The sequence below is a fragment of the Streptacidiphilus rugosus AM-16 genome, from assembly GCF_000744655.1.
Lineage (GTDB): Bacteria > Actinomycetota > Actinomycetes > Streptomycetales > Streptomycetaceae > Streptacidiphilus > Streptacidiphilus rugosus.
Genome location: NZ_JQMJ01000004.1, coordinates 4,943,459 through 4,964,408 on the forward strand (window position 1 = coordinate 4,943,459; position 20,950 = coordinate 4,964,408).

Annotated in this window: 20 protein-coding genes and 1 pseudogene; 13 read left to right on the plus strand and 8 right to left on the minus strand. The window is 70.6% G+C overall.

Features of this window, described 5'->3' with window-relative positions:
• The first annotated feature begins 212 nt into the window (after positions 1 to 212).
• Entirely contained in the window at positions 213 to 560 is a 348-nt protein-coding gene (locus tag BS83_RS31730) for an MmcQ/YjbR family DNA-binding protein (RefSeq protein WP_037606846.1), read from the plus strand.
• A gap of 116 nt (positions 561 to 676) precedes the next feature.
• Here the strand turns inward: BS83_RS31730 and BS83_RS31735 are convergent, their stop codons facing one another.
• From BS83_RS31735 to BS83_RS44475, 3 genes and pseudogenes are all read right to left on the minus strand, one after another.
• The gene (locus BS83_RS31735) at positions 677 to 979 is read right to left on the minus strand and encodes a muconolactone Delta-isomerase family protein (RefSeq protein WP_037606847.1); all 303 of its coding nucleotides are present in this window, start codon (positions 977 to 979) and stop codon (positions 677 to 679) included.
• A 36-nt stretch (positions 980 to 1,015) separates the two neighbouring features.
• A pseudogene (locus BS83_RS44470) lies at positions 1,016 to 1,162 on the minus strand (NAD(P)H dehydrogenase); the annotation flags it as partial.
• Positions 1,163 to 1,279: 117 nt separating this feature from the next.
• Complete coding sequence (locus BS83_RS44475; RefSeq protein ID WP_157597399.1) at positions 1,280 to 2,059, minus strand: tetratricopeptide repeat protein; 780 nt, start codon at positions 2,057 to 2,059, stop codon at positions 1,280 to 1,282.
• Between the two features lie 260 nt (positions 2,060 to 2,319).
• Between BS83_RS44475 and BS83_RS31745 the strand changes: the two genes are divergently transcribed.
• Both BS83_RS31745 and BS83_RS31750 read left to right on the plus strand, forming a co-directional pair.
• Positions 2,320 to 2,583 (plus strand): hypothetical protein, encoded by a 264-nt coding sequence (locus BS83_RS31745; RefSeq protein WP_037606849.1) that lies wholly within the window; start codon positions 2,320 to 2,322, stop codon positions 2,581 to 2,583.
• Positions 2,584 to 2,808: 225 nt separating this feature from the next.
• A complete protein-coding gene (locus BS83_RS31750) occupies positions 2,809 to 4,044 on the plus strand; it encodes a serine hydrolase domain-containing protein (protein WP_232248553.1) in 1,236 nt (411 codons plus the stop codon).
• Positions 4,045 to 4,077: 33 nt separating this feature from the next.
• Here the strand turns inward: BS83_RS31750 and BS83_RS31755 are convergent, their stop codons facing one another.
• Positions 4,078 to 5,052 (minus strand): helix-turn-helix transcriptional regulator, encoded by a 975-nt coding sequence (locus BS83_RS31755; protein ID WP_037606850.1) that lies wholly within the window; start codon positions 5,050 to 5,052, stop codon positions 4,078 to 4,080.
• A 374-nt stretch (positions 5,053 to 5,426) separates the two neighbouring features.
• Here BS83_RS31755 and BS83_RS45915 point away from each other — a divergent pair, with 374 nt between their 5' ends.
• The 6 genes from BS83_RS45915 (at position 5,427) to BS83_RS31775 (ending at position 13,540) form a co-directional block, all read left to right on the plus strand.
• Entirely contained in the window at positions 5,427 to 5,597 is a 171-nt protein-coding gene (locus BS83_RS45915) for a hypothetical protein (protein ID WP_157597400.1), read from the plus strand.
• A gap of 6 nt (positions 5,598 to 5,603) precedes the next feature.
• Positions 5,604 to 5,930, plus strand: a complete 327-nt coding sequence (locus tag BS83_RS31760) for a hypothetical protein (RefSeq protein WP_037606851.1) — start codon at positions 5,604 to 5,606, stop codon at positions 5,928 to 5,930.
• Between the two features lie 285 nt (positions 5,931 to 6,215).
• On the plus strand, positions 6,216 to 7,925 hold the full coding sequence (locus BS83_RS42410) for a CHAP domain-containing protein (protein WP_051944407.1): 1,710 nt from the start codon (positions 6,216 to 6,218) through the stop codon (positions 7,923 to 7,925).
• Positions 7,926 to 8,270: 345 nt separating this feature from the next.
• On the plus strand, positions 8,271 to 10,847 hold the full coding sequence (locus BS83_RS45920) for a CHAP domain-containing protein (protein WP_037606852.1): 2,577 nt from the start codon (positions 8,271 to 8,273) through the stop codon (positions 10,845 to 10,847).
• A 419-nt stretch (positions 10,848 to 11,266) separates the two neighbouring features.
• Positions 11,267 to 11,437 carry a hypothetical protein gene (locus tag BS83_RS45925; RefSeq protein WP_157597400.1) on the plus strand — a complete coding sequence of 57 codons (171 nt, stop codon included), beginning with the start codon at positions 11,267 to 11,269 and terminating at the stop codon, positions 11,435 to 11,437.
• Positions 11,438 to 11,806: 369 nt separating this feature from the next.
• On the plus strand, positions 11,807 to 13,540 hold the full coding sequence (locus tag BS83_RS31775; protein ID WP_037606854.1) for a hypothetical protein: 1,734 nt from the start codon (positions 11,807 to 11,809) through the stop codon (positions 13,538 to 13,540).
• 219 nt (positions 13,541 to 13,759) lie between these two features.
• Here the strand turns inward: BS83_RS31775 and BS83_RS31780 are convergent, their stop codons facing one another.
• Genes BS83_RS31780 through BS83_RS31790 form a run of 3 tightly spaced genes read right to left on the minus strand, consistent with a single transcriptional unit; the run spans position 13,760 to position 16,232 of the window.
• A complete protein-coding gene (locus BS83_RS31780) occupies positions 13,760 to 14,653 on the minus strand; it encodes an alpha/beta fold hydrolase (protein WP_232248555.1) in 894 nt (297 codons plus the stop codon).
• Positions 14,650 to 15,438: a TetR/AcrR family transcriptional regulator gene (locus BS83_RS31785; RefSeq protein ID WP_051944408.1), complete on the minus strand. Its 789-nt coding sequence runs from the start codon at positions 15,436 to 15,438 to the stop codon at positions 14,650 to 14,652. The genes BS83_RS31780 and BS83_RS31785 overlap by 4 nt, the downstream gene beginning before the upstream one ends.
• Positions 15,435 to 16,232, minus strand: coding sequence for a class II aldolase/adducin family protein (locus BS83_RS31790; protein WP_037606857.1), 798 nt, complete (start codon positions 16,230 to 16,232; stop codon positions 15,435 to 15,437). The genes BS83_RS31785 and BS83_RS31790 overlap by 4 nt, the downstream gene beginning before the upstream one ends.
• Positions 16,233 to 16,677: 445 nt before the next feature.
• Here BS83_RS31790 and BS83_RS31795 point away from each other — a divergent pair, with 445 nt between their 5' ends.
• The 4 genes from BS83_RS31795 (at position 16,678) to BS83_RS31810 (ending at position 20,278) form a co-directional block, all read left to right on the plus strand.
• Positions 16,678 to 18,207, plus strand: a complete 1,530-nt coding sequence (locus BS83_RS31795; protein WP_198035347.1) for a DUF4153 domain-containing protein — start codon at positions 16,678 to 16,680, stop codon at positions 18,205 to 18,207.
• Positions 18,208 to 18,471: 264 nt separating this feature from the next.
• Complete coding sequence (locus tag BS83_RS31800) at positions 18,472 to 18,966, plus strand: hypothetical protein (protein WP_157597402.1); 495 nt, start codon at positions 18,472 to 18,474, stop codon at positions 18,964 to 18,966.
• A gap of 216 nt (positions 18,967 to 19,182) precedes the next feature.
• Positions 19,183 to 19,614, plus strand: a complete 432-nt coding sequence (locus tag BS83_RS31805) for a hypothetical protein (RefSeq protein ID WP_232248557.1) — start codon at positions 19,183 to 19,185, stop codon at positions 19,612 to 19,614.
• 190 nt (positions 19,615 to 19,804) lie between these two features.
• Positions 19,805 to 20,278: a carboxymuconolactone decarboxylase family protein gene (locus BS83_RS31810; protein WP_037606860.1), complete on the plus strand. Its 474-nt coding sequence runs from the start codon at positions 19,805 to 19,807 to the stop codon at positions 20,276 to 20,278.
• Positions 20,279 to 20,320: 42 nt separating this feature from the next.
• Here the strand turns inward: BS83_RS31810 and BS83_RS31815 are convergent, their stop codons facing one another.
• On the minus strand, positions 20,321 to 20,854 hold the full coding sequence (locus tag BS83_RS31815; RefSeq protein WP_051944409.1) for a DUF4383 domain-containing protein: 534 nt from the start codon (positions 20,852 to 20,854) through the stop codon (positions 20,321 to 20,323).
• Positions 20,855 to 20,950: the final 96 nt, after the last annotated feature.

Consider the following 20,950-nt stretch of genomic DNA (forward strand, 5'->3'; position numbering starts at 1 on the left):
GTTTCGCCACGAGGGCGGTGACACTGCGGAGGGGCCATCGGGCCGGCCTGCCCTGCTGCGACAGGTCTGCGCCTGGGCCCTGGTGGCTTTCTCGGTCGGCTGACCGCTCCCGAGGACCAGGCACGTTGACGCCCGGACACCGACCTGGGGCCACGGCCCTGCCAGGGTGGCTGTCGCCGGTGCGGTCACCCTGCGCGTCTAGGGTGGTGGCCATGGTAGATGCCGATGATGTCCGCCGCATCGCGTTGTCCCTCCCGGAGACCGTGGAGAAGGAGGCGTGGAGCATGCCCACGTTCCGGGTCGCCGGGAAGATGTTCGTCACGGTTCCCGACGACCAGACGTCATTCGCCGTGCGGTGTCCCAAGCATGATCGGGCAGAGTTGATCGCTGCGGAGCCGCGGAAGTTCTGGGTGCCGCCGCACGAGGCGTCCTCCGCCTGGGTCCGTGTGCGCCTCGGCGCTCTGGAGGGCAGTGCCGAGCTGTACGAGATCCTGGTGGACTCCTGGAAGCAGGCCGCACCCGAACGGCTCGTGGAGGGCTTCCACCCGGAAAGCCGGTGAGTGGAGGCCGAACGGATAGCTGCGCATCCGCCCGCACGATCAGCCGGCTTCGCCCTGCCGCGAGCGCGCCGGAGCGGCGCTCGCGGCAGTTCCGCCGTCCCGACGCGGCGCGGGGATCAGCCGGCCTCGCCGGTTCCGGCCGGGTCGTTGGGGTGCGACTGGACGGGGGTGACCGTCGAGGTCATCCACGGCCACAGGGGAAGTGTGCCGAGCACCTTCTCGTACAGCTCGGCCTCGTCGGCGGCCCGCCAGAGGCCGATGCTGCGCAGCTCCCCTACAGGGCGCCACAGTCTGACCAGGTGACCGGCCCGGGCCAGTTCAGCGGCCCGGACGGCTTCGGCCGCGCGCCGGCGCTCGACTTCGGCCGGGTCGGTGCCCTCGGGCACGGTGGTCGTGAGTTCGACGAGGAATTCGTTCACGGCTTCTCCTTCTGATGCTGTGGCGACGATCGGTCAGGCGTCGGCCCACTCGATGTCCTCGGCACTCGCCTCGGGGATGGCCCGGGTCGCGGCGTGGTTGGCGGCCCAGGCCGGGTTGGACTCGATGGCGCCGGGCTCGGCGAGTTCGGCGGCCTTCAACAGGCGAACCTGGGCGCCGGCCTTGACGCCGGCGTGGTGGAGTTCCTAGGCGGGTCCGTTATGGCGCCTATGGAGGAGCCCCAGGAACGTCCACCAGATGAACCACGCGGGGCCCTTGGCGGATGTCCCGTCGGAACCGCCCTACCGGACGGTGGAAATGATGGCCTCGCCAAAGGATTCCGCACCTGCCATCACCGCAGCTTCGCGAATTTGATCATCATTCAGACCCCGAGCCAAGTCCAGCGCGCTCGACATCCCGTCGCCTCTGCCGACGGACAGCATTCCCAGGAACCAGCGGAGGGACAGGACCGGGTCAACGACCCCCAGCGCCCCGTCTCGATAAGCCGTGGCCAGTACGCCCATCGCCCCGAAATGGCCGTGCTCGGCAGCACGTATGTACCAACGAAGGGCATCGTCCAGGAACTCCGCAGCCGCGAGCAGGTCCCCGAGTCTCGCCTCTGCCTCAACGATGCCCGCCGCACTCGCGTCCTCGAGAAGGGAAACCGTCCGCGCCAATCCGAAGTGCTGCCCTTCCTCCCGAATGTTCTGGGATGCAAGGTTGAATTTTGCTACCGGATCTCCCAGATCTGCGGCCTGAGAGAAGAGTTCATATGCCCGAACTGGATCAGGTCTCACCGCGACTCCCGTTGCGTACATGAATCCGAGGCTCCGAATCGCCTCCCGATCGGCCTCCTGAGCCGCCTGCGAGAACCAGCGCATCGCAGCGCGTCCGTCTCCCAGGATCTCCAGCGACAGTGCACCGAGCAGAGTCGAAGCCTCGGCATCTCCGCCGGCCGCCAGCGACTCGAGCGATCCAGCAAGGGTCCTGGCCAGCTTCCGCGACGCCCTGTCCCTCGTGGGTGATTCGAGCAGTCGGCGGACATCCGCCTTCAATCCAAGTTGAGACGGCGATGAGCTCAAGGCAGCCTCCGGCCAGGTCGTCCGATGGTCATCTTCGCGGCACAAGGCTACCCAGCCTGGTGACAGCGCTGGAGTCGCTGCCGGAGCCCCCTCGGCGCAGGGCCCGCCTCGGGCCGGCCCTGCGCCCGGGTTTCCGGCCTGCGCGGCATTCGGGGCGGGCGCGGGATTGCTCTGTTCGGCCGGACACCACGCGCACCCCGGTCAGCCCGGACCTAGCTTGGAACCCGTCGGGGGACCCTGACCAGGAAGGACGCCGACCCATGGCGCGCATCACCCGGACACGCACCGAAGACATCTCCATCGAGGCGTTCCGTCTCGACCTCGACGAGGGCGAGCGGAAGGCCCTTCGCGCGGATCCCGGCGGCTACCTGCGCAAACTGATGGAGAACGAGGGCTACACCGTCAACGGCATCTTCGTCGACGCGAAGTTCGGCAGCCAGGACTGCGAAGACTGGGAGGTGGTCCACTTCCTCAGCGGTGTTCAGGCGTCGCACTGCGGCGTGATGTGCATCCAGGTGATGTGAGCGGACGCGGAGGGTGGCGGCCGGGCCGGTCAGCTCCCGTGTGGTGGAGCAGGCCGGCCCGTCGGCCGCCCCCGCCCGAGTGAACACCGCGCCCGCCGGCACCTCGGTCGAGTGGATGTGTACGGCTTTTCGGCCGGGTGCGGCGCGCCCTGGCCCGCCATGGCCCGGGTTCGTTGACAGCGTTCCCTTCTGGGGGCTCTCACGAACCGAAGGGCAGGCGTGCTGGTGAAACTGGTCCAAGCTCCACGACGGGCGCGTCTTCGCGGCCTGCTGGCGGCGGTCTGCGCGGCCGCCGCGGTCGTCCCGCTCGCGACCGCTCCCGCCGGCGCGTCCGCTCCCGAGGGGGCGATCGCGGCGCGTGCGGCGCTCGCCCTTGCGGGCGCCGACGCGGGCGACAACGGCGACGGCCACGAGCTCTCCCCGGCGCTGGAACGTCAGCTGGACCGCACGGTCCGGACCGCGATGCGCACCTACGCCATTCCCGGTGCGGTCGTCGGGATCTGGCTCCCGGGGCGGGGGCGCTTCGTGCGCGCGTTCGGCGTCGCGGACAAGAAGACCGGGGCCCCGATGCGGACCGACATGAACACCCGCATCGGCAGCGTCACCAAGACGTTCACGGTCACGGCCCTGCTGGAGCTGGTCGACCAGGGCCGGGTGCACCTGGACGACCCGATCTCGAGGTACGTCGCCGGTGTGCCCGACGGTGGCAGGATCACGCTGCGGGACCTCGCCGACATGCGCAGCGGCCTGTACCCGTACACCGCGGACAACGGGTTCCTGAAGGACTTCCTGTCCCACCCCAAGCGGTCGTTCACCCCGAAGCAACTGCTCTCCTACGGGTTCCGGCACCCGAACCTGTTCGCGCCCGGCAGCGCGTACCTCTACTCGAACTCCAACACCGTGCTGCTGGGCCTGGTCATCGAGAAGGTAACCCACACCTCGCTGAGCGACTACGTATGTCGGCACGTGATCGCGCCCAGCGACCTGGACCGCAGTGTGATGACCCCGACGACCTACCTGCCCCGGCCCCGGCCGCACGGCTACACCGCGCAGACCCTGAACGGCACGGTCGCGGACGCCACCGGCTGGAGCACCAGCTGGGGCTGGGCCGACGCCGACATGGTCTCCGACCTGCAGGATCTGCACGCCTGGGCGTACGACCTCTATCGCGGCCGGCTGTTGTCGCGGCACACCCAGGCCGAGCGGCTGGCGTTCATCCCCACCGGCTCCCCCGGCCTGGCCTACGGCCTGGGAGTGGCCGACTTCAACGGCTGGATCGGACACAACGGCGAGGTGCCCGGCTACGAGACCGTCGACGTCTACCTGCCGTCCGAGCGCGCCACCCTGGTGGTCATGGTGAACACGGACGTCCCCTACCGGAACAACCCGGCCGACGCCCCCGGCGACCTGCTCGCCACGGCGCTGACCTCAGTGATCACCCCGAAGAACGTCTTCCCCTGACGCACCGTCGCGCGAACCGGCCACCTGGTCCGGTCAGAGCCAGCCGTTGTGCGCGGCCTTGATGCCGGCCTCGAAGCGGCTGGCGGCGCCCAGGCGTTCCATGATGGAGGACATGTGGCGGCTGACGGTGCGGGAGGACAGCCCGAGGCGTTGGCCTGCGGTCTCGTCGGTGAGGCCGGAACCGAGGAGGCGGAGGAGTTCGCGTTCGGCCACGCTCAGGCCGGTGGCCGGGTCCTCGGTGCGGACGGCGCCGAGGGGGATGGCGGTCGCCCAGGCCTGTTCGAAGAGGTCGACCAGGGCGGAGACGATGCCGGGTTCGGTGACGTGGAGCGCGCCCTTGCGAGTGTGGGCGGGGTCGATGGGGACCAGGGCCTGGGTGCGGTCGATGATGACCAGACGCTGGGGCAGGACCGGTGCGGTGCGGACCTCGCTGCCCAGGCTGAGCAGCCACTGGGCGTAGGCGGTGGTGTGGGGGTCGTTGCGGGTGGCGTCCTGGTAGAGGGACTTGACGGTGACGCCGCGGGCGATGGCTGCGGCGTTGCCTTCGCGGCCGGCGGCCAGGTCCTCGGGGCGCTGGCTCGCGCCGGGGTGCACGCCGACGCACTCCGTGCGGACCTCGCGCATCAGCACCTCCAGGCGGTTCTGGATGGCGTCCATGCCGATCAGGCGTTCGCCGTGCCCGGGCCGGGTCTCGGCGCGGTCGGCGACCATGCGGGTCACAGCGGCGCGGGAGGCGGCGAGTTGGGCCTGACGGGCGGCCAGGTCGGCTTCCTCGCGGGCGAGCATGTCGGCCAGACCGACCTCCGGGGTGACCGCGCGCATCTGTCCGGGGTGCTCGCTGGACGCGCGGACCAGCATCAGGTGGGTGAGTTCGTTCAGGCAGTCGTGGACCTGGCCGGGCGTCAGGCCGGTGAGGTCGGCTAGCTGGCTCACGCCGTAGCCGGGGTGGTCGAGCATGGCCCGGTAGACGTCTGCGGCGGTGGTGGTCAGGCCCAGTGCTTCCAGCATGGTGACGGGTCCTCATGACGGTGGCGCGGCCCCCCGCTCGCGCCTGGCAGGGTCATGCTCGCAGCCGACCGGGCTCCGATCAAGAAGGGCTATGGGCGCTTCGTCGCAGGTCAAGCCGGTATGCGGGATTTCTTCCGCGCGACTCAGGGCTGTCGCGCCCCAGCTTTTGACGCGTACGCGTCATGATGTCTGCTTCCCGACAGGCGTGTTGACGACACCCGGAACTCCTTCCCCGGGGGACTGACCACGACGAAGCTGGTCATCGCCAGCAGGAAGCACGAACAACCCGCAGAACCACCGGACCGAGCGTCACCGCGGGACGCCAGAACCGGAACCGCAAACAGCTGCCCCTTCACCCGAAAAGGACCACCACCATGCTCCGCACCCGACTCGCCAAGGCCACCGCGGTCACCACCCTTGCCCTCGCCACCGTCCTCCTCCTCCCCACCGCCGCCAACGCCGCACCCACCACCACAACCACCACCATCACCACCCAAGCCACGGCCACCCCCACCACCGCCCCGGACAACGGCACCTGGGGCTGAACCCGGATGGACGTCGTCTACACCTTCCTGACCCGCCGCGCACCCGTGGCGGACCAGACCGCCGAAGTCAGCGAAGCGGTGGACGTCCTGTGGGCCCACGCCGAGCCCGACGACCGCCTCGAACACGCGGGCGGTCGTGCCGAAGCCGATCGGCTCGACCTCCTCCTCTTCTTTCTCCCGGCCGACGGCACGGAGCCCGATCACAGCGCCGAACAACGCGCCGTCGCACTGATGCGCCGCGCCCACCGTGCCTCACCGCTGCTGCGGGGCCGCTACCTGACGCCGCCCGAGCCCGGGACCCAGCAGCCGGACACCCACCGCGCGAGCTCCTGAACCGGCAGGTCCCCTTCACTCGGCCGCGCCCGGAGTGACGTTCCACCCCGGTGACCGCTGTTCCTGCAGGACAGCCGTCCGACCGCCGTCCCCTGCCCCACGCAACCGCCGGCCCGGCGGTCCGCGCTGCCCGCTGCCCGCTGCCCGCTGCCCGCTGCCCGCTGCCCACCTTCCTGCCTGCCTGTGGCGTGTCCGCGCCCTGTTCCGGCAGTCCCCGGCGGCGGCTGCACACCGGTGCCTCCTCGTCACGTCACCGCTTTCCTCTTCACGCCACCTGGAGAAGTCATGTCTTCGACGACCAACCGCACCAAGCTCCGCGCCCTTGCCGGCCTCACCGCCGCCGCCGTGGGCGGCATCGCCGCCCTGGGCCTGGGCGCCACTCCCGCGTCCGCCGCCACCGGCACCCAGATCGTGAACATCGCCGACGCGAACCTGGGCAAGCACTACTGCGACACGAACAGCGCAGGAGGCACCGGCTTCGACAGCAGTTGCAGCGCCAACGGCGGCACGGGCGAGTACTGGTGCGGGGACTTCGTCTCCTGGGTGTGGCAGCAGGCCGGCATCACCGTCCCCGCGAGCAACCCGGCGTCGGTTCCCTCCTGGATGAGCACCTCCGCGTACCACGCCCTCGGCAGCGGCTACACCCCCCAGCCCGGCGACGCCGTCGTCTTCGGCGACAACCAGTACCCCACCCAGGGCTCCCACATCGCCCTGGTCACCAACTACAGCAACGGCATGCTGTCCGACATCGGCGGCGACGAAGGCGGGGGTGGAAGCCCCTGGTGGTCCACCAGCAGCGTCCAGGTCGACGAGGGCAACGGCGCCCCCTGGAATCCGAACACCCACCTCTTCGCCGGACAGAGCTACGAGATGTGGGTCCTGGGCTACGTCAGCTCCGGCGCCTCCAGCTCCGGCGGCGGAGGCGGACCTGTCTCCACCGCCCTGCAGGGCGGCTCCAGCCTCACCCCACTGACCAACAACGGGTTCGACGTCGCCTGGCAGGGCCGCGACGCCAACAACAGCCTCTGGGTCGGCACCGGGAGCGGCACCTCGCTCTCGTCCTACGGCGACCCGAAACTGCTCGGGGTCGCGGCGGGGACGAAACCGTCGATCACGACCCTCGCAGACGGCACCTGGGTCGCCGCCTGGCAGGGCCGGGACGCCAACAACAGCCTGTGGGTCGCCACCGGCAGCGGCAACACCATCACCTCCGTCGCCGACCCCTACGCTCTGGGCGTCGCCCCGAACACCAGCCCCTCCATCGTCGCGCTCCCCAACAACCAGTGGGAGGTGGCCTGGCAGGGCCGGGACGCCAACAACAGCCTCTGGCTCGCCACCGGCAGCGGCACCAGCATCACCGCGAAGAACGACCCGATGGCACTCGGCGTGGCCGCCGGCACCAGCCCCTCCCTGGTCCCGCTCGCCGGCGGCGGATTCGAGGTCGCCTGGCAGGGCCGGGACAGCAACAACAGCCTCTGGCTCGCCACCGGGAACGGCACCTCGCTGACCGCCGACGGCGACCCCTGGCTGCTCGGCGTCGCCGCGAACACCAGCCCGTCGCTGGCCCCCCTGCCAAACGGCGGATTCGAGGTGGCCTGGCAGGGCCGCGACGCCAACAACAGCCTCTGGCTGGCCACGGGCAGTGGCATCAGCATCACCGCGAAGGGCGACCCGAACCTCCTCGGTGTGGCCGCCGGCACCAGCCCCTCGGTCGCCGCGACGGCCGGCGGCGGATTCGAGGTGGCCTGGCAGGGCCGCGACGCCAACAACAGCCTCTGGCTGGCCACCGGCACCGGCGCCGGCATCACCGCCGACGGCGCCCCCTTCGCGCTCGGCGTCGCCGCCGGCACCAGCCCCTCCCTGGTCACCCTCCCCAACGGCACCTTCGAGGCCGAGTGGAAGGGCCGCGACACTAACGGCAGCCTGTGGCTGGCCACCGGCACCGGCAGCACCATCACCGCCGACGGCGCCCCGTTCGCCCTCGGCGTCGCCTGACGCCACGCCGGCTCCCGCGAAGCATCCACGGCGCGCGCGGCCGCAGGCCGGACCTGCGGCCGCCGTGCCCCACCCGCAGGGGGAACCCGGTCCGGGCACCGCGCAGACGACGCCCGGACCGAGGCGGCGGCAGGCAGCGGACATCCGCACCCGGCAGATCCCGGACCACCGCACCGTCGAGCGACCCCCGCTGCATCACCGGCGTGGACGGACCCCGCGGGATTTCGGGGTCATCGCCGGCCGCGGGAGCACCCCGTCGTTCCCCCCCCGTCCCCGGCTCGCACAGCCGACCGGTTGCAACAGCACTGACACAGACCCTTCCTGACTCCGACTGAGGAGACGTCCATGCCTCGCGCTTCCCGCAGCCTGTCCGCGATCGTCCTCGCTGCAGCCCTGGCCGCTCCGATGGGGGCGATGTCCGCCGCACACGCCGCGGATCCCACCGGCGCGGCGGCGGCCGCCACCGCAGAGGCCGCGACCTCGCGCCACGCCATGACCGTCGACGGTGTCGCGCTCACCGTCACCAATCCCGACATGCCGGTCGGTGCGTCGTTCGCCGCCAAGCCCGGGGACTCCGTGCAGAGCGCCTCGGTCGAGGCGCCCGCTCCGTTCCGGTTCTTCTCGGTCACCGCGGTGCCCTTCGGTGAGCAGTTGCCGAAGTCCGACTTCCCCGTCGCCGCATCAGGTGGCGCCGCCGCCTGGCGGTCGGTCGGCGGCCCCTCGACCCGCGGTCCGGTCGCCACGTTGTTCGGCCAGAAGGTCGTCGGGCAGGTGAGGCACGAGACCGACGGCACCAGCAAACTCCTGACCGTGCAGTGGATCGTCGAGGCGGGCAAGAGGGTCTGGGTGGTGCGCGCCGAACACGCCGAGCCGAACGTCCCGGCGCGGTTCGGCGCCGGCATCACCGTGACCTCCGGGCACCTGACGACGCCGACCACCGTCGACGTCACCGCCGCCAACACCGGCTCCCACCCCCACGGCCATCCCATGGCCACCACGACGACCGGGGACCCGGCCATCTCCTTCGGCGGAGCGCTGCCCGCGCCTCCGTCCAGCTACTGGAACCACGGCAACGGCACTTGCGACGGCGGCTTCGACAGCCTGCTCAACCAGAAGATCGCCGGCCTGCAGGTCTGCGGGTACAGCAACGGCAACGACCGCGCCACCGGCTGGGGCAGCAACGAATGGGAATGCGCCGAGCTCCCGATGCGCTACGCCATCCAGCGCTGGGGCCTGACCGGCAACGACGGCGGCAACGGCAAGGACCAGGCCGACAACCTCACCACCGCCCTCAACAAGATCCACCCCGGTCGCTTCGTGCTGCGCGGCAACTCCCTGTCCGACCACACCGCCCCCCAGCCGGGCGACGTGATCGCCTACTACGACAGCGGGGCCGGCCATACCGGCGTCGTCATCGCCAGCCACGTCGACGCCAACGGCAACGGCACGATCGACATGGTCCACCAGAACTGGAACGCGGTCGCCTCCACCCCCGGGGAGTGGGACGGCATCACCGTCAGCAACGGCATGGTGGAGAACGTCCTGGGCGGCTCCGGCGACGTGCACTGGATGCACGACACCTCCTGGACCCCGATCCCGGCCGGCTTCAACGTCAACCTGTGGGGCTTCAACAGCGGCCAGACGCTGTCGGGGACTGTCAACCTGACGGCTCACCCGACCCAGGAGGGCGTGATCAACTCCCTCACCTATCAGATCACCGGCCCCAACGGCTACAACTCGGGTCCCTTGAGCCCCAGCGCCGGAGGCGCGTCGTACTACCCCCTGGCATTCGACACGATCCCGCTGGCACCGGGTACCTACACCGTGTCGATGACCGCCAACGAGATCGACGGGCAGAACCACACCTACGTCGGCGGCTCGTTCACGCTGCAGGAACCGCAGGGCACCAACGTGCTGCGCGCCGCCAACGGCACGATCGCGGTGTACAACGTCGGTACCGACGGCAACGTCTACGGCACCAACCAGAACACCGTCGGCGGTCCGTTCAACAGTTGGGCCCAGTTGTCTTCGGGCATCCAGTTCACGGGCAAGGTCGCGGCGATCCAGGACTCCAGTGGTGCCATCTCGCTGTATGCCCGCAGTGCCGACGGCTTCGTCTGGGGCACCACTCAGTTCAGCGCAGGCGGTGCCTTCGGCAACTGGAACATCGTCGGCGGCAACGGCGGTGTGGCCAGCGACCCGGCGGTGCTGCTGACCCGGAACGGCACCGTGGCGATCTACGTGACCAACGGCGTCGGCGACGTCTCAGGAACCAGCCAGGCCACCGTGGGCGGCACCTTCTCCAACTGGGCGTCCCTCGGCGCACCCGCCGGCATGACCGGCCGACCCTCGGTGATCCAGGACTCCACCGGCCGCATCACGGTGTACGCCCGCAACACCAACGGGTGGCTGTACGGCACCACACAGCTGAGCGCAGGCGGTGCCTTCGGCAACTGGAACGGCGTCGGCGGCAGTTCCGGCGTAGTCAGCGACCCGGCGGTGCTGCTGACCCGGAACGGCACCGTGGCGATCTACGTGACCAACGGCGTCGGCGACGTCTCAGGAACCAGCCAGGCCACCGTCGGCGGCACCTTCTCCAACTGGGCGTCCCTCGGCGCACCCGCCGGCATGACCGGCCGACCCTCGGTGATCCAGGACGCCGCCGGCCGCATCACGGTGTACGCACACAACACCAACGGCTGGCTGTACGGCACCACCCAGTTCAGCGCCGGTGGCACCTTCGGCAACTGGAACGGCGTCGGCAACAGCAACCCTGTGGCTGCCGGCACCGTCGGCGACCCGACTGCCCTGTTCGCCGCCGACGAGACGGTCGCGGTCTACAGCAAGGACGGCGTCGGAGACGTCCTGGGAGTCAGCCAGTTCAGCGTGGGCGGGGCCTTCGGCAACTGGCAGATGATGTAAGCCGGTCGGCCCTTCGCATCCCGCGGCTCCGAACCATGGAGCCGCGGGATGCGGCGTTTGCAAGGTGGGTTGCGACGGATCATGCCGGCCCGCATCAGTGGGAGGCGACGAGGACCTCGCCAAGGATGCGGACGCCGGGCAACGTCTCGCCCAAATGGCTTCGTCGCAGGTCAGACCGGTATGCGGACTCCCTTCCACACGACTCACAAGCTTGACGCGTACGCGTCATGATGTCTGCTTCCCGACAGGCGTGTTGACGACACCCGGAACTCCTTCCCCGGACGACCGACCACGACGAAGCTGGTCATCGCCAGCAGGAAACACGAACAACCCGCAGAACCACCGGACCGAGCGTCACCGCGGGACGCCAGAACCGGAACCGCAAACAGCTGCCCCTTCACCCGAAAAGGACCACCACCATGCTCCGCACCCGACTCGCCAAGGCCACCGCGGTCACCACCCTTGCCCTCGCCACCGTCCTCCTCCTCCCCACCGCCGCCAACGCCGCACCCACCACCACAACCACCACCATCACCACCCAAGCCACGGCCACCCCCACCACCGCCCCGGACAACGGCACCTGGGGCTGAACCCGGATGGACGTCGTCACCCTGCCGACGTGACACGCCGCGCCCACCGCGCCACACCGCTGCTGCAGGACCGCCGCCTCACGCCGCGCGGGCCCGGGACCCAGCAGTCGGACACCCACGGCACAACCCCCTGAACCAGCGGGCCCCCGTCACCCGACCACGCCCGGAGTGACGTTCCACCCCGGTGACCGCTGTTCCTGCAGGACAGCCGTCTCGAGCGACCCGCGCCTCACCTGCACCGAATTCGCCGCGCCCGTTGACCGGGTCCGTCGGCCCGCGCCGCTGAGCGCCCGCCCCACTGCATCGGCCGTGACCGGCCTGGTTCGTCACGCCCGCCCGACTTCTCACCTCGACCCGAAGGACTCCCCCATGCGCAGCAACATCGCCCGTCGCACCGGTATCCGCACCGCGACCCTGGCCGCCATCGCGGTCGCCGCCGGGCTGCTCGTCTCCGGCCCCGCCCACGCCGACACCGGCACCTACGTCAACAACGGGAACGCGACGCCCACCTCCACCGGCACGCTCGGCACCGGCGTCGGACAGAAGCTGACCGGCGCGCAGATGGTGCAGCGGGCCCTGGACTGGGTCAGCCACAACGTCAGCTACAACCAGGGGCAGTCCTTCTCCGACGCCGAGGTCGGCGGGCCCTACCGCACCGACTGCGGCGGGCTCGTGGACATGGCCTGGCAGCTCACCAGCAGCCCCGTCGTCACCACCCCCTCCCCCGGCATCGACTCCTCCACCTACAGCACCAAGCTCACCAGCTGGTCCCAACTCCAGCCCGGCGACGCCCTCGCCGTCGCCGGCGAGCACATCAACCTCTTCGCCGGCTGGATCAACCAGTCCGCCGGCACCTTCCACTACATCGCCGAGGACAACCCCTCCGTCACCACCGGCGAGTACTCCGCCAGCACCAGCGACACCTCCATCGACGGCTACCCCAAGAGCTCCTTCGAACTCCTGCGCTCCAACAACCTCGCCCCCGCCATCCCCGCCGGATTCAGCGTCACCGCCAACGCCCAGCAGGACGGCAGCACGGTGAACCTGACCTCCACGGTCACCGCCAACGGCTACATCAACTACGTCAACTACGTCATCACCGGACCGGGAGGCTACAACCAGACCTTCCGCGCCGGCGGCGGGCCGGCCAGCCCCAACACGACCGGCTACGCCTACACCTGGAACACCAACGGCCTGACCGCAGGCACCTACTCCGTCCAGCCCGTCGCCAACGAGATCGACGGGGCCGACCACAGCTACGCCGCGACGGGCGTCACGGTGGCTCCCTCGGGCGGTAACCGCCTGTACGGGCTCTCCAGCGACAAGAGCGCGGTGTCCGTGTGGAACGGCACCGGCAGCGGCCCCGGAGCCTGGACAGTCATCGGCGGGGCCGCAACCCAGATCTACGCCGGAGGCTTCGGCCTCTTCGCCACCAACCCCAACGACGGCAGCATCAGCAAGTACAACGGCACACCCGGATCCTGGACCGTCGTCGGCGGCCCCGGCGCCACCTACGCCGTCAGCAACGACCACCTCTACGGGCTCTCCAGCGACAAGAGCGCCGTGTCCGTGTGGAACGGCACCGGCAGCGGCCCCGGAGCCTGGACCGCCATCGGCGGAGCCGCAACCCAGATCTACGCCGGAGGCTTCGGCCTCTTCGCCACCAACCCCAACGACGGCAGCATCAGCAAGTACAACGGCACACCCGGATCCTGGACCGTCGTCGGCGGCCCCGGCGCCACCTACGCCGTCAGCAACGACCACCTCTACGGGCTCTCCAGCGACAAGAGCGCCGTGTCCGTGTGGAACGGCACCGGCAGCGGCCCCGGAGCCTGGACCGCCATCGGCGGAGCCGCAACCCAGATCTACGCCGGAGGCTTCGGCCTCTTCGCCACCAACCCCAACGACGGCAGCATCAGCAAGTACAACGGCACACCCGGATCCTGGACCGTCGTCGGCGGCCCCGGCGCCACCTACGCCGTCGGAGCCAGCAGCCTGTACGGCATCTCCAGCGACTTCTCGGCCGTCTCCACCTGGACCGGTAGCGGGACCAGCTGGACCGCCGTCGGTGACTCCGCAAGCGAGATCGCCGTCGGCAGTTGACCCTGCCGCGCACCGTTGACGGGTGAGGGGCCAGCCGCCGCTGCGGCTGGCCCCTCACCCGTTCGCCGTTTCGCCCGGATCGGCGAGGCTCCCGGCCCCGGGCCTGCTGATCCCCTTGGGATGGGCAGGCCCGGGGCCATCCGCGTGGACGCGCGTCGAGGCCCGGCCGACCTGCCTTGCCGTCAACCCGGTGTGGGCGAACGATCCCCTCCCGGCAGCTCAGCCGGCGCTCAGGAAACTCACCAGGTGCCCTGCCACCGCCTCCGGTGCCTCAACCTGCGGGTAATGGCCGACGGCTGGGGGCTCCGACAGTTCGTCGATCGCCGCGTGCGGCATGCGCTCGCGGATGCGTGCCAGCACATGGGCCCCGCTGATCGGGTCGGCCGGGCCCCAGACGAAGGCGACGGGACCGGGGTACGTTTCCAGCGCGTGGACCCACCTGGCCTGATGGGTACGCCGGTCGTCGATGTAGCGGAGCAGCCGGTGCGCCAGGAGGTGGCCGTTGGCGGCCGAGATGGCGGTCCACATGGTGTCCAGGTCGGCATCGGCCACGGGGCGGCCGAGGACGCGGCGCATCGAGGAGCGGAAGCCACGCCGGGTCACGGCTCTGGAGAGAAGGGGGCCGAGCGGGCCGTGGAGGAGCCGCTGGACGAGGAGGGGCCGGTGCAGGTCGGCGTACAGGCCGCCGTTGAGCCAGGCCATTCGCGTGATCCGTTCGGGGCGGCGGGCCAGAAGCTCCTGGGCGACGCTGACACCGTAGTCGTGCGCGACAAGTGCCGTGCGGTCGATGCCGAGTTCGTCCCAGAGGCTCTCGACCAGATCCGCCTGCTCCGTGATCGAGTAGACGTGGCGCCGGGGCTTGTCGCTGTTGCCGAAGCCGAGCAGATCGAGCGTGGTGACCCGGAATCCCGCGGCGGCGAGCTGCGGGACGACGGGAGCCCAGTCGTGCGAGGAGGTCGGAAAGCCGTGGACGAGCGTGACGGGGAGGCCGTCCACCGGGCCGTCCTGCCTGGTGAAGATCATGTGCGGGCCGACGCGTCCCCTCAGGGCGATCGTCCTTCCGTCGGCGTGCCAGCGCGACAGCGGCGGCATGGTGTGGTCCGGCTCAGTCACGGCAGGTCCCACGTCCGGGCGATGCCGTCGAGCAGGCAGCGCAGGCCGAAATCGAATTCCTCGTCACCGTCCGGCGCGCCCAGCAGTGCGGCGTGCGCGCTGAGCGTCGGCAGCCGCCCGGACGGCAGGGAGGCGAACAGGTCGCTCATGGCGGCTCGCTGCTCCGTGGTGCGGGCAGCGCCGCTGGTCTCCCAGATGGCCGTGCCCACGACGAAGTGCGTGACGGTGAGATAGATCTGCACCGCCCGGCGTGGCGGCCAGCCCGCGAGGCTCAGAACGGAAAGCCCCTGCTCGCGTGCCCGCAGCGCGTTGGGGCCCAGCAGTTGGCCCGTCGTCATCAGAGGTACCACGGCGGGGTGTTCGTGCAAGACCCGGCGGTACTCGTGGGCGCCCGCCTCGGTGCCGGCACGCCACCCCGGGTCCGGCTGCGGCAGACGCACTTCGCCGAGCATGTGGTCGACCATCTCGACCAGGAGTTCCTCCCGGCTGGCGACATGGCGGTACAGGCTGGTGTGCCGAACGTCGAGGCTGTCGGCGAGCCGCCGCATCGTCAGAGCGTCCAACCCCTCGCGGTCGGTGATCTGGAGAGCGGCTCCGGTGATGGCGGCGAGGGTCAGCCCGCCCGGGCGGGGGCGCTGACGCGAGCGGACGAGGTAGCGCTGCTTCCACCAGCCGGCCGAGCCGGGGATCGGCGCGGCGGTGGCCGACACGGCAGTGGAGGCCGCGGCGGTGGTCGGCTCGTGGGCGTTTCCGGTGTCCGCGGGCGGACGGGCCGTCCCGGTCATGCGAAGAGCTCGGGGTCGGTACGGACGATTTCGTCCCACAGCGGCTGGAAGGAGAACCAGCCAGCGAGGGGAAAGCCGGTCTGCTGGCGGGTGTAGCGGGCGGATTCGTCGTCGATCAGTTTCGGCGTGCCCGCGGCTTCGGCCAGAAGCTGCGCCTGGGCGCTGCGTTCCATGGTGATGAACCACCAGGCGGCTTCGTCGACGGATTCACCGACGGTGAAGATGCCGTGGTTCTGGTGGATGGCCGCGCGGTGACTGCCCAGTCCGCGCGCCAGGAGCTCGCCGGCCTCTTCGTCCACGACGACGGCTCCCGCGCCGTCCTCGACCACGACGTGGTTCTCGAACAACGCACAGGCGTCCTGGGTGATCGGATCCAGGAGGCGTCCGAGGCTCGACCACGCCTTGCCGTGGACGGCGTGGGCGTGACAGGCGGCCACCACGTCCGGGCGGGCCTTGTGGATGGCGGAGTGGATGACGTATCCGGCCTTGTTGACGGGCCGGCGTCCGTGTCGCACCTGGCCCTCGTGGTCGACCAGGATCAGGTCGGAGACGGTGACGTGCCGGAAGGACATGCCGAAGGGGTTGACCCAGAACATGTCGGGGAACTCCGGGTCGCGGACGGTGATGTGGCCCGCCACGCCCTCGGCGAATCCGAGGCGGCCGAAGATGCGGCAGGCGCCCGCCAGTCGCTGCTTGCGGTGTTCTCGCTCGTCAGCCGGGTTGTCGAAGGACGGGGGGAGGTTGAACTCCAGGTCCTGCTGGACCGGAACGAATGAGCTGGCGATCTCGGTCATGGTGGCACTGCCCCTCCGGCCGCGGTTGCCGATCCGACGCGCTGTGCGTCCATTGGACGCATGTTATGCGTCCAATGGACGCACAACAAGAGCCTCCACACCCAGGCACTGCCGCGCCGACCCCCTGAGCCGAGGGCCGGGGCCGCCCGGCGACCCACGCGGCGGCGACTCCGGATGTTCGAGCCGATGACGTCTGGAGGATGACTCCCGGCCGACTCCGCGACGCCGCCCATCGGCTGACGCATGCTCGGCGCTCTGTCACAGTTCTGCGACAGCACCGCCCGGAGATCGATTTGAACCTGTTCAATTCGACTGCCGGGCCGCTAGTGTCGGCCGCCCCGACAGCCCGAGGGGGGCCATGCCCGACACGCCTGCCACCACGCCCGCCAACACACCGGCAGCCACGCCTGCAGCCACACCCGCAGTCACGCCTGCGTCCGCGGGTGTGCAGCCACTCCTGCTCAAGCCGCCCGCTCCGCCCGCGTCGGCGCGCCCGGTCGACCGGGCCACCCTGTCCCGCCCGGCCGCTCCGCCGAGCGTCGGCGTCCTGGCCTCCGCCGCGCTCACCGGCCTGGCGGCCGCTGTCACTCTGCGCAGCGGGATCGGCGCCAACCTGCTCGTCTGCGCGGCCGTCCTGGCCGGCGGCGCGGGCGTGACGGCGCACCGGACCGGCCGCAGGATCCGGCCCTGGACGGTCCTGTGGACGGTCGCCGTGCTGGCGCTGCTCGCGGTGCCCGTCGTCTCCGCGTCCGCCTGGCCCACGCTCCTGGCGGTCTGCGCCGCGCTCGGCATCGGTTCGCTGGCCCTGCACGGCGGACGCCGCTGGGCCGGGGTCGGGCTCGGCCTGCTCGGCCTGTGGGCGCACCTCGGACCCGCCGTCGGCTGGGCCGCGGCCGCTCTGCGCGCCCTGCGCTACCCGGGCCGGACCAAGCTCGCGGTGGCCGTCAGGACGGCGGCTGTCACCGCTGTGCTGCTGATCGTCTTCGGGCTGCTCTTCGGCACCGCCGACTCCCAGGTCGGCTCGATCCTCGGCTCGATGCTGCCCACCGTCAGCGTCGGCGACACGCCCCTGCGGGTGCTGCTCTTCGCCCTCGGCACCTTGCTGGCCCTGACCGCCGCCCACACCGCGGCGGCGCCCAGACGCTGGGACAGGACGCGGATCCCCGCAGGCAGGCAGCGCAGCCGCCTGGAGTGGGCGCTGCCCCTGGGCCTGCTCAACCTGCTGTTCGGCGTCTTCGTGGGAGTCCAGCTGGCGGTGCTGTTCCGCAGCGGCTCGATCTACCGCCGCACCGGCCTCTTCCCGGCCGAGTACGCCCGGCAGGGCTTCTGGCAGTTGCTGTGGGTGCTGGTGCTGACCCTCCTGGTGGTGGCGCTCGCCACGTACTGGGCTCCCCGCTCCACTGCGGGGGATCGGCGGTTGGTGAAGTCCATGCTGGGCCTGTTGTGCACGCTCACCCTGGTGGTCGTGGTCTCGGCGCTCTACCGGATGAAGCTGTACGTCGACGCCTTCGGGCTGAGCAGGCTCCGGCTCTCCGTCGCGGGCGTGGAGATCTGGCTGGGCGTCGTCTTCGTTCTGCTGATCGCGGGCGGGATCCTCAGCAGCCGGGCCTGGCTGCCGCGTGCCGTCGTCCTCAGCGCGGCGGTGGGCCTGGCGGTGTACGGGCTGATCCGGCCGGACGCGCTGATCGCCGAACAGAACGTGGCCCGCTACCGGCAGACCGGCCAGATCGACATCGGCTACCTGCGCGACCTGTCCGCGGACGCCGCCCCCGCGCTGGACGGCCTCCCCGATGACATGCGCGCCTGCGCGTTGCAGGGCATCAGCGACAACGCGGTCGCCCCGGACGCCCCGTGGTACGCCATCAGCCTCTCCGACGCCCGGACCCGCGCCATCCTCCGAGCCCGCCCGGTGACCTCACCCGACGACGCCTGTGCGCGCATCGGCGTCCCGCTCTACAACCCCCTGGGTGAGTAGGTCTGTTCGGCGGGGGCGCTGAACACACCCGTCCCGCCCTCGTCACGACCGGAGTTCCTTGACGGCCGTCGGTCCACGTCGACCGTCATGGCCTGCGGCTGCCGTGCCCACCACCCACCGGGCATGGCAGCCCTGAGGTCCCACGAGGCCTCTGATGCCGAGAGACCGTCAAGCCCGAACCACACGGCGCTGCCACCGCTCCCAGCGGCGCAGCCGTCGGATCACGACAGTTGACATCCGGGCCTCACCTCCTACGATCCTCGCGTGGAAGAGATCAGACTCGGCTTCGGCCCACGTGAGAAGCGCAGAGTGTGGGTCCGGCTGGCAGTCCTCGTGACTGTCGCCGCAGTGCTCGCGCCAATCGGGTTCGACAGAGCGATGAAGGTCGATCCGGTCGGCACGGTGATCATGCTCGCCGCGGCTCTGGGCCTCGGGGCCTTCAAGCAGCTGGAGTACGCCTCGGAAGCCACGCTCCTCACTCCGCAGGGCGTCGTACTGAACAGCCGGCTGAAGCGCCGGACCGTCCCCTGGCAGGAGATCACCCGCATCGAGGCGCGCCGCCGGGTCACCGTGCCCACCGGCACGCCCCGGATGTTCGCCTACCTCCACTGCGCGGGCACGGCCCCGATCCGGGTGCCGGGTCTGCTGGAGGCCCGCTTCGGCCTGCCCAAGCAGGAGTTCCAGGACCAGCTCGGCGTTCTGCTGGAGCGCTGGCAGCGGGAGACCTCCAGGACCGACGCCGTCCTGGTCACGCTCTGACCTGGCCTGGGCGCCCCCGTTCGCAGGCGGCGTGGCGAGTCTGCGACGCTGTCCGACGTGAACTCAGATCCGGTTGATCCGGCTACCGGCCCTCGTCGTCACTACGACCGTGGAGGTCGGTTGGCCGGCTTCGCTCACCGACGAATCCTGGTCGTCTGCCCTCGGTGCGGCGGCCGGGCAGTCGTGGTTCCGCGGCCGGGTCTTCCCCTTGAGAGAGTGTTCGTCCCACGGCGTCTGGCCTGCAGCGGCTGCGGGGCCACAGCCGACTGGGAGCCGCGGCTCCCCTGGACCCAGATCCTGGGCGCTGCGGTCGGCGACAGCCAGGATCCGTTCTTCAGGCAGCCTCTCTGGCTGCAGACGTTCTGCGCGGGCCGGGTCCTGTGGGCCTACAACGAAGAACACGTCGACGCGCTCGCCGCCTTCGTGGACGCCCGGCTGCGCGAGAGCGGCCCGCTGGTGACGGCAGGCTCGATGTTCGCCAGGCTGCCGCTGTGGATGAAGCGGGCAGACAACCGCTCCGACGTCACGGCCGGCCTGGAGGCGCTGAAGGCGCTGGCCCAGCGGTCGGCGCCGGCCGACCGGTCCGATGCGGCGTTCGAGCACGGAGACCTTCCTCGCGCTCTGCGATCCGGTCGTCCCCGCACCTGAGGACCGCAGACGATGCCGTCGACCGGGGCATCGGAATTGCCCCGGCCCGTGTCGCTTAGGGTGGTGGCCACTCGAGGAACGCGACAGGGCAGGTGGTCGGATCTTCGCTGCCGCCTTCCTCGCCCGAGTCAACGCGCCCGTTCCGCCGACCGCGGTACGCATCCGGCGGGCTTCTTGAGTCAGGAGTTTCATGCGTCCGTTCGTGGACAAGGTCGCACCGGAGATCTGGAAGGCGGCCCAGGCCTACTCGGCCGTGGTCACGGAATCCGCGTCCGCCCGGGGTCTTTCGTCGCAGGAGAGGGAGCTGATCAAGGTCCGTGCCTCCCAGATGAACGCGTGCTCGTTCTGCCTCGACCTGCACGGCCGGGAGGCCCGGCAGTCCGGGCTTCCGCAGCAGAAGTTGGATCTGCTGCCGGCCTGGCGGGAGGCGAACGTCTTCTCCGAGCGCGAGCGGGCGGTGCTGGCCGTCGCGGAGGCGGCCACGAGTCTGCCGCTGACCGACGAAGCGGAAGCGGACCTGGCCGGAGCACGGCACGTGCTCGGTGACGACGCGTTCGTGGCCGCGGAGTGGGTGGCGATCACGATCAACGCGTTCAACAGGATCTCCATCCTCAGTCAGCACCCCGTCCGCCCGCGCGACGCGGAGGGAAAGCTCGTTCGGTGATCGGGCCGCGGTGGCGTCCGCGGGCGCCTCGCGGCCGACCGCTCACTGCGTGAGGGGTGGCCGCTGTCCCGTTCCGCCGGCGGGGAGGGAGAGGCGTCGCTGCTCGGCGTCGGCCCGTTCGGGGTGGCGGGCGCGCCAGTAGGGGTTGTCGTGAGGCAGTTTCCAGCTGACCCGTCCGTACATGCCGAAGGTGGCGACGACCAGGCCCATGATGAAGCTGAACATGACGTTGGGCATCCGGAACGCGAGGAAGTTGGCGCTGGAGTCGAGCAGGCCCAGGTTGACGAAGCCGCTGAGGACGAAGGCGGCGCCGACGACGATGTTGATCGTGGAAGCCGTGTTTCCGCCGATGACCGCGCCCACGATCAGAGCGACGGCGAACAGGATGGACAGGAAACTGAGCAGACCGTTGCTGGACAGGCCGGCGACCTGCTCACCGTGGGTGCTGAAGAACGCCAGGCCGTCGGCGAATCCGAGGCAGCCGAAGACGAGCAGTGCCACCCCGCACAGGCCGGCGCCGTATCGGTAGACCTGGCCGAGGCGATGGTCCACCGGCAGTTCGTCGAGCAGTTTCATCTCGCTCTCCCAGCTCTGATCGGACAAGGTGCCCTGCGCGTTCCAGGTGATGCCCGATCTCGGGCGCGGGCGAGCGGGACCGTTTGTGCAGCGTTT

Excerpts from the sequence above, each read along its gene's own strand:
- BS83_RS31730 (WP_037606846.1), top strand. The coding sequence starts at position 213 with ATGGTAGATGCCGATGATGTCCGCCGCATCGCGTTGTCCCTCCCGGAG.
- BS83_RS31760 (WP_037606851.1), top strand. The coding sequence starts at position 5,604 with ATGGACGTCGTCTACACCTTCCTGACCCGCCGCGCACCCGTGGCGGAC.
- BS83_RS45925 (WP_157597400.1), top strand. The coding sequence starts at position 11,267 with ATGCTCCGCACCCGACTCGCCAAGGCCACCGCGGTCACCACCCTTGCC.
- BS83_RS45915 (WP_157597400.1), top strand. The coding sequence starts at position 5,427 with ATGCTCCGCACCCGACTCGCCAAGGCCACCGCGGTCACCACCCTTGCC.
- BS83_RS31755 (WP_037606850.1), bottom strand. The coding sequence starts at position 5,052 with ATGCTGGAAGCACTGGGCCTGACCACCACCGCCGCAGACGTCTACCGG.
- BS83_RS42410 (WP_051944407.1), top strand. The coding sequence starts at position 6,216 with ATGTCTTCGACGACCAACCGCACCAAGCTCCGCGCCCTTGCCGGCCTC.
- BS83_RS31775 (WP_037606854.1), top strand. The coding sequence starts at position 11,807 with ATGCGCAGCAACATCGCCCGTCGCACCGGTATCCGCACCGCGACCCTG.
- BS83_RS31790 (WP_037606857.1), bottom strand. The coding sequence starts at position 16,232 with ATGACCGAGATCGCCAGCTCATTCGTTCCGGTCCAGCAGGACCTGGAG.
- BS83_RS45920 (WP_037606852.1), top strand. The coding sequence starts at position 8,271 with ATGCCTCGCGCTTCCCGCAGCCTGTCCGCGATCGTCCTCGCTGCAGCC.
- BS83_RS31785 (WP_051944408.1), bottom strand. The coding sequence starts at position 15,438 with ATGACCGGGACGGCCCGTCCGCCCGCGGACACCGGAAACGCCCACGAG.
- BS83_RS31745 (WP_037606849.1), top strand. The coding sequence starts at position 2,320 with ATGGCGCGCATCACCCGGACACGCACCGAAGACATCTCCATCGAGGCG.
- BS83_RS31815 (WP_051944409.1), bottom strand. The coding sequence starts at position 20,854 with ATGAAACTGCTCGACGAACTGCCGGTGGACCATCGCCTCGGCCAGGTC.
- BS83_RS31810 (WP_037606860.1), top strand. The coding sequence starts at position 19,805 with ATGCGTCCGTTCGTGGACAAGGTCGCACCGGAGATCTGGAAGGCGGCC.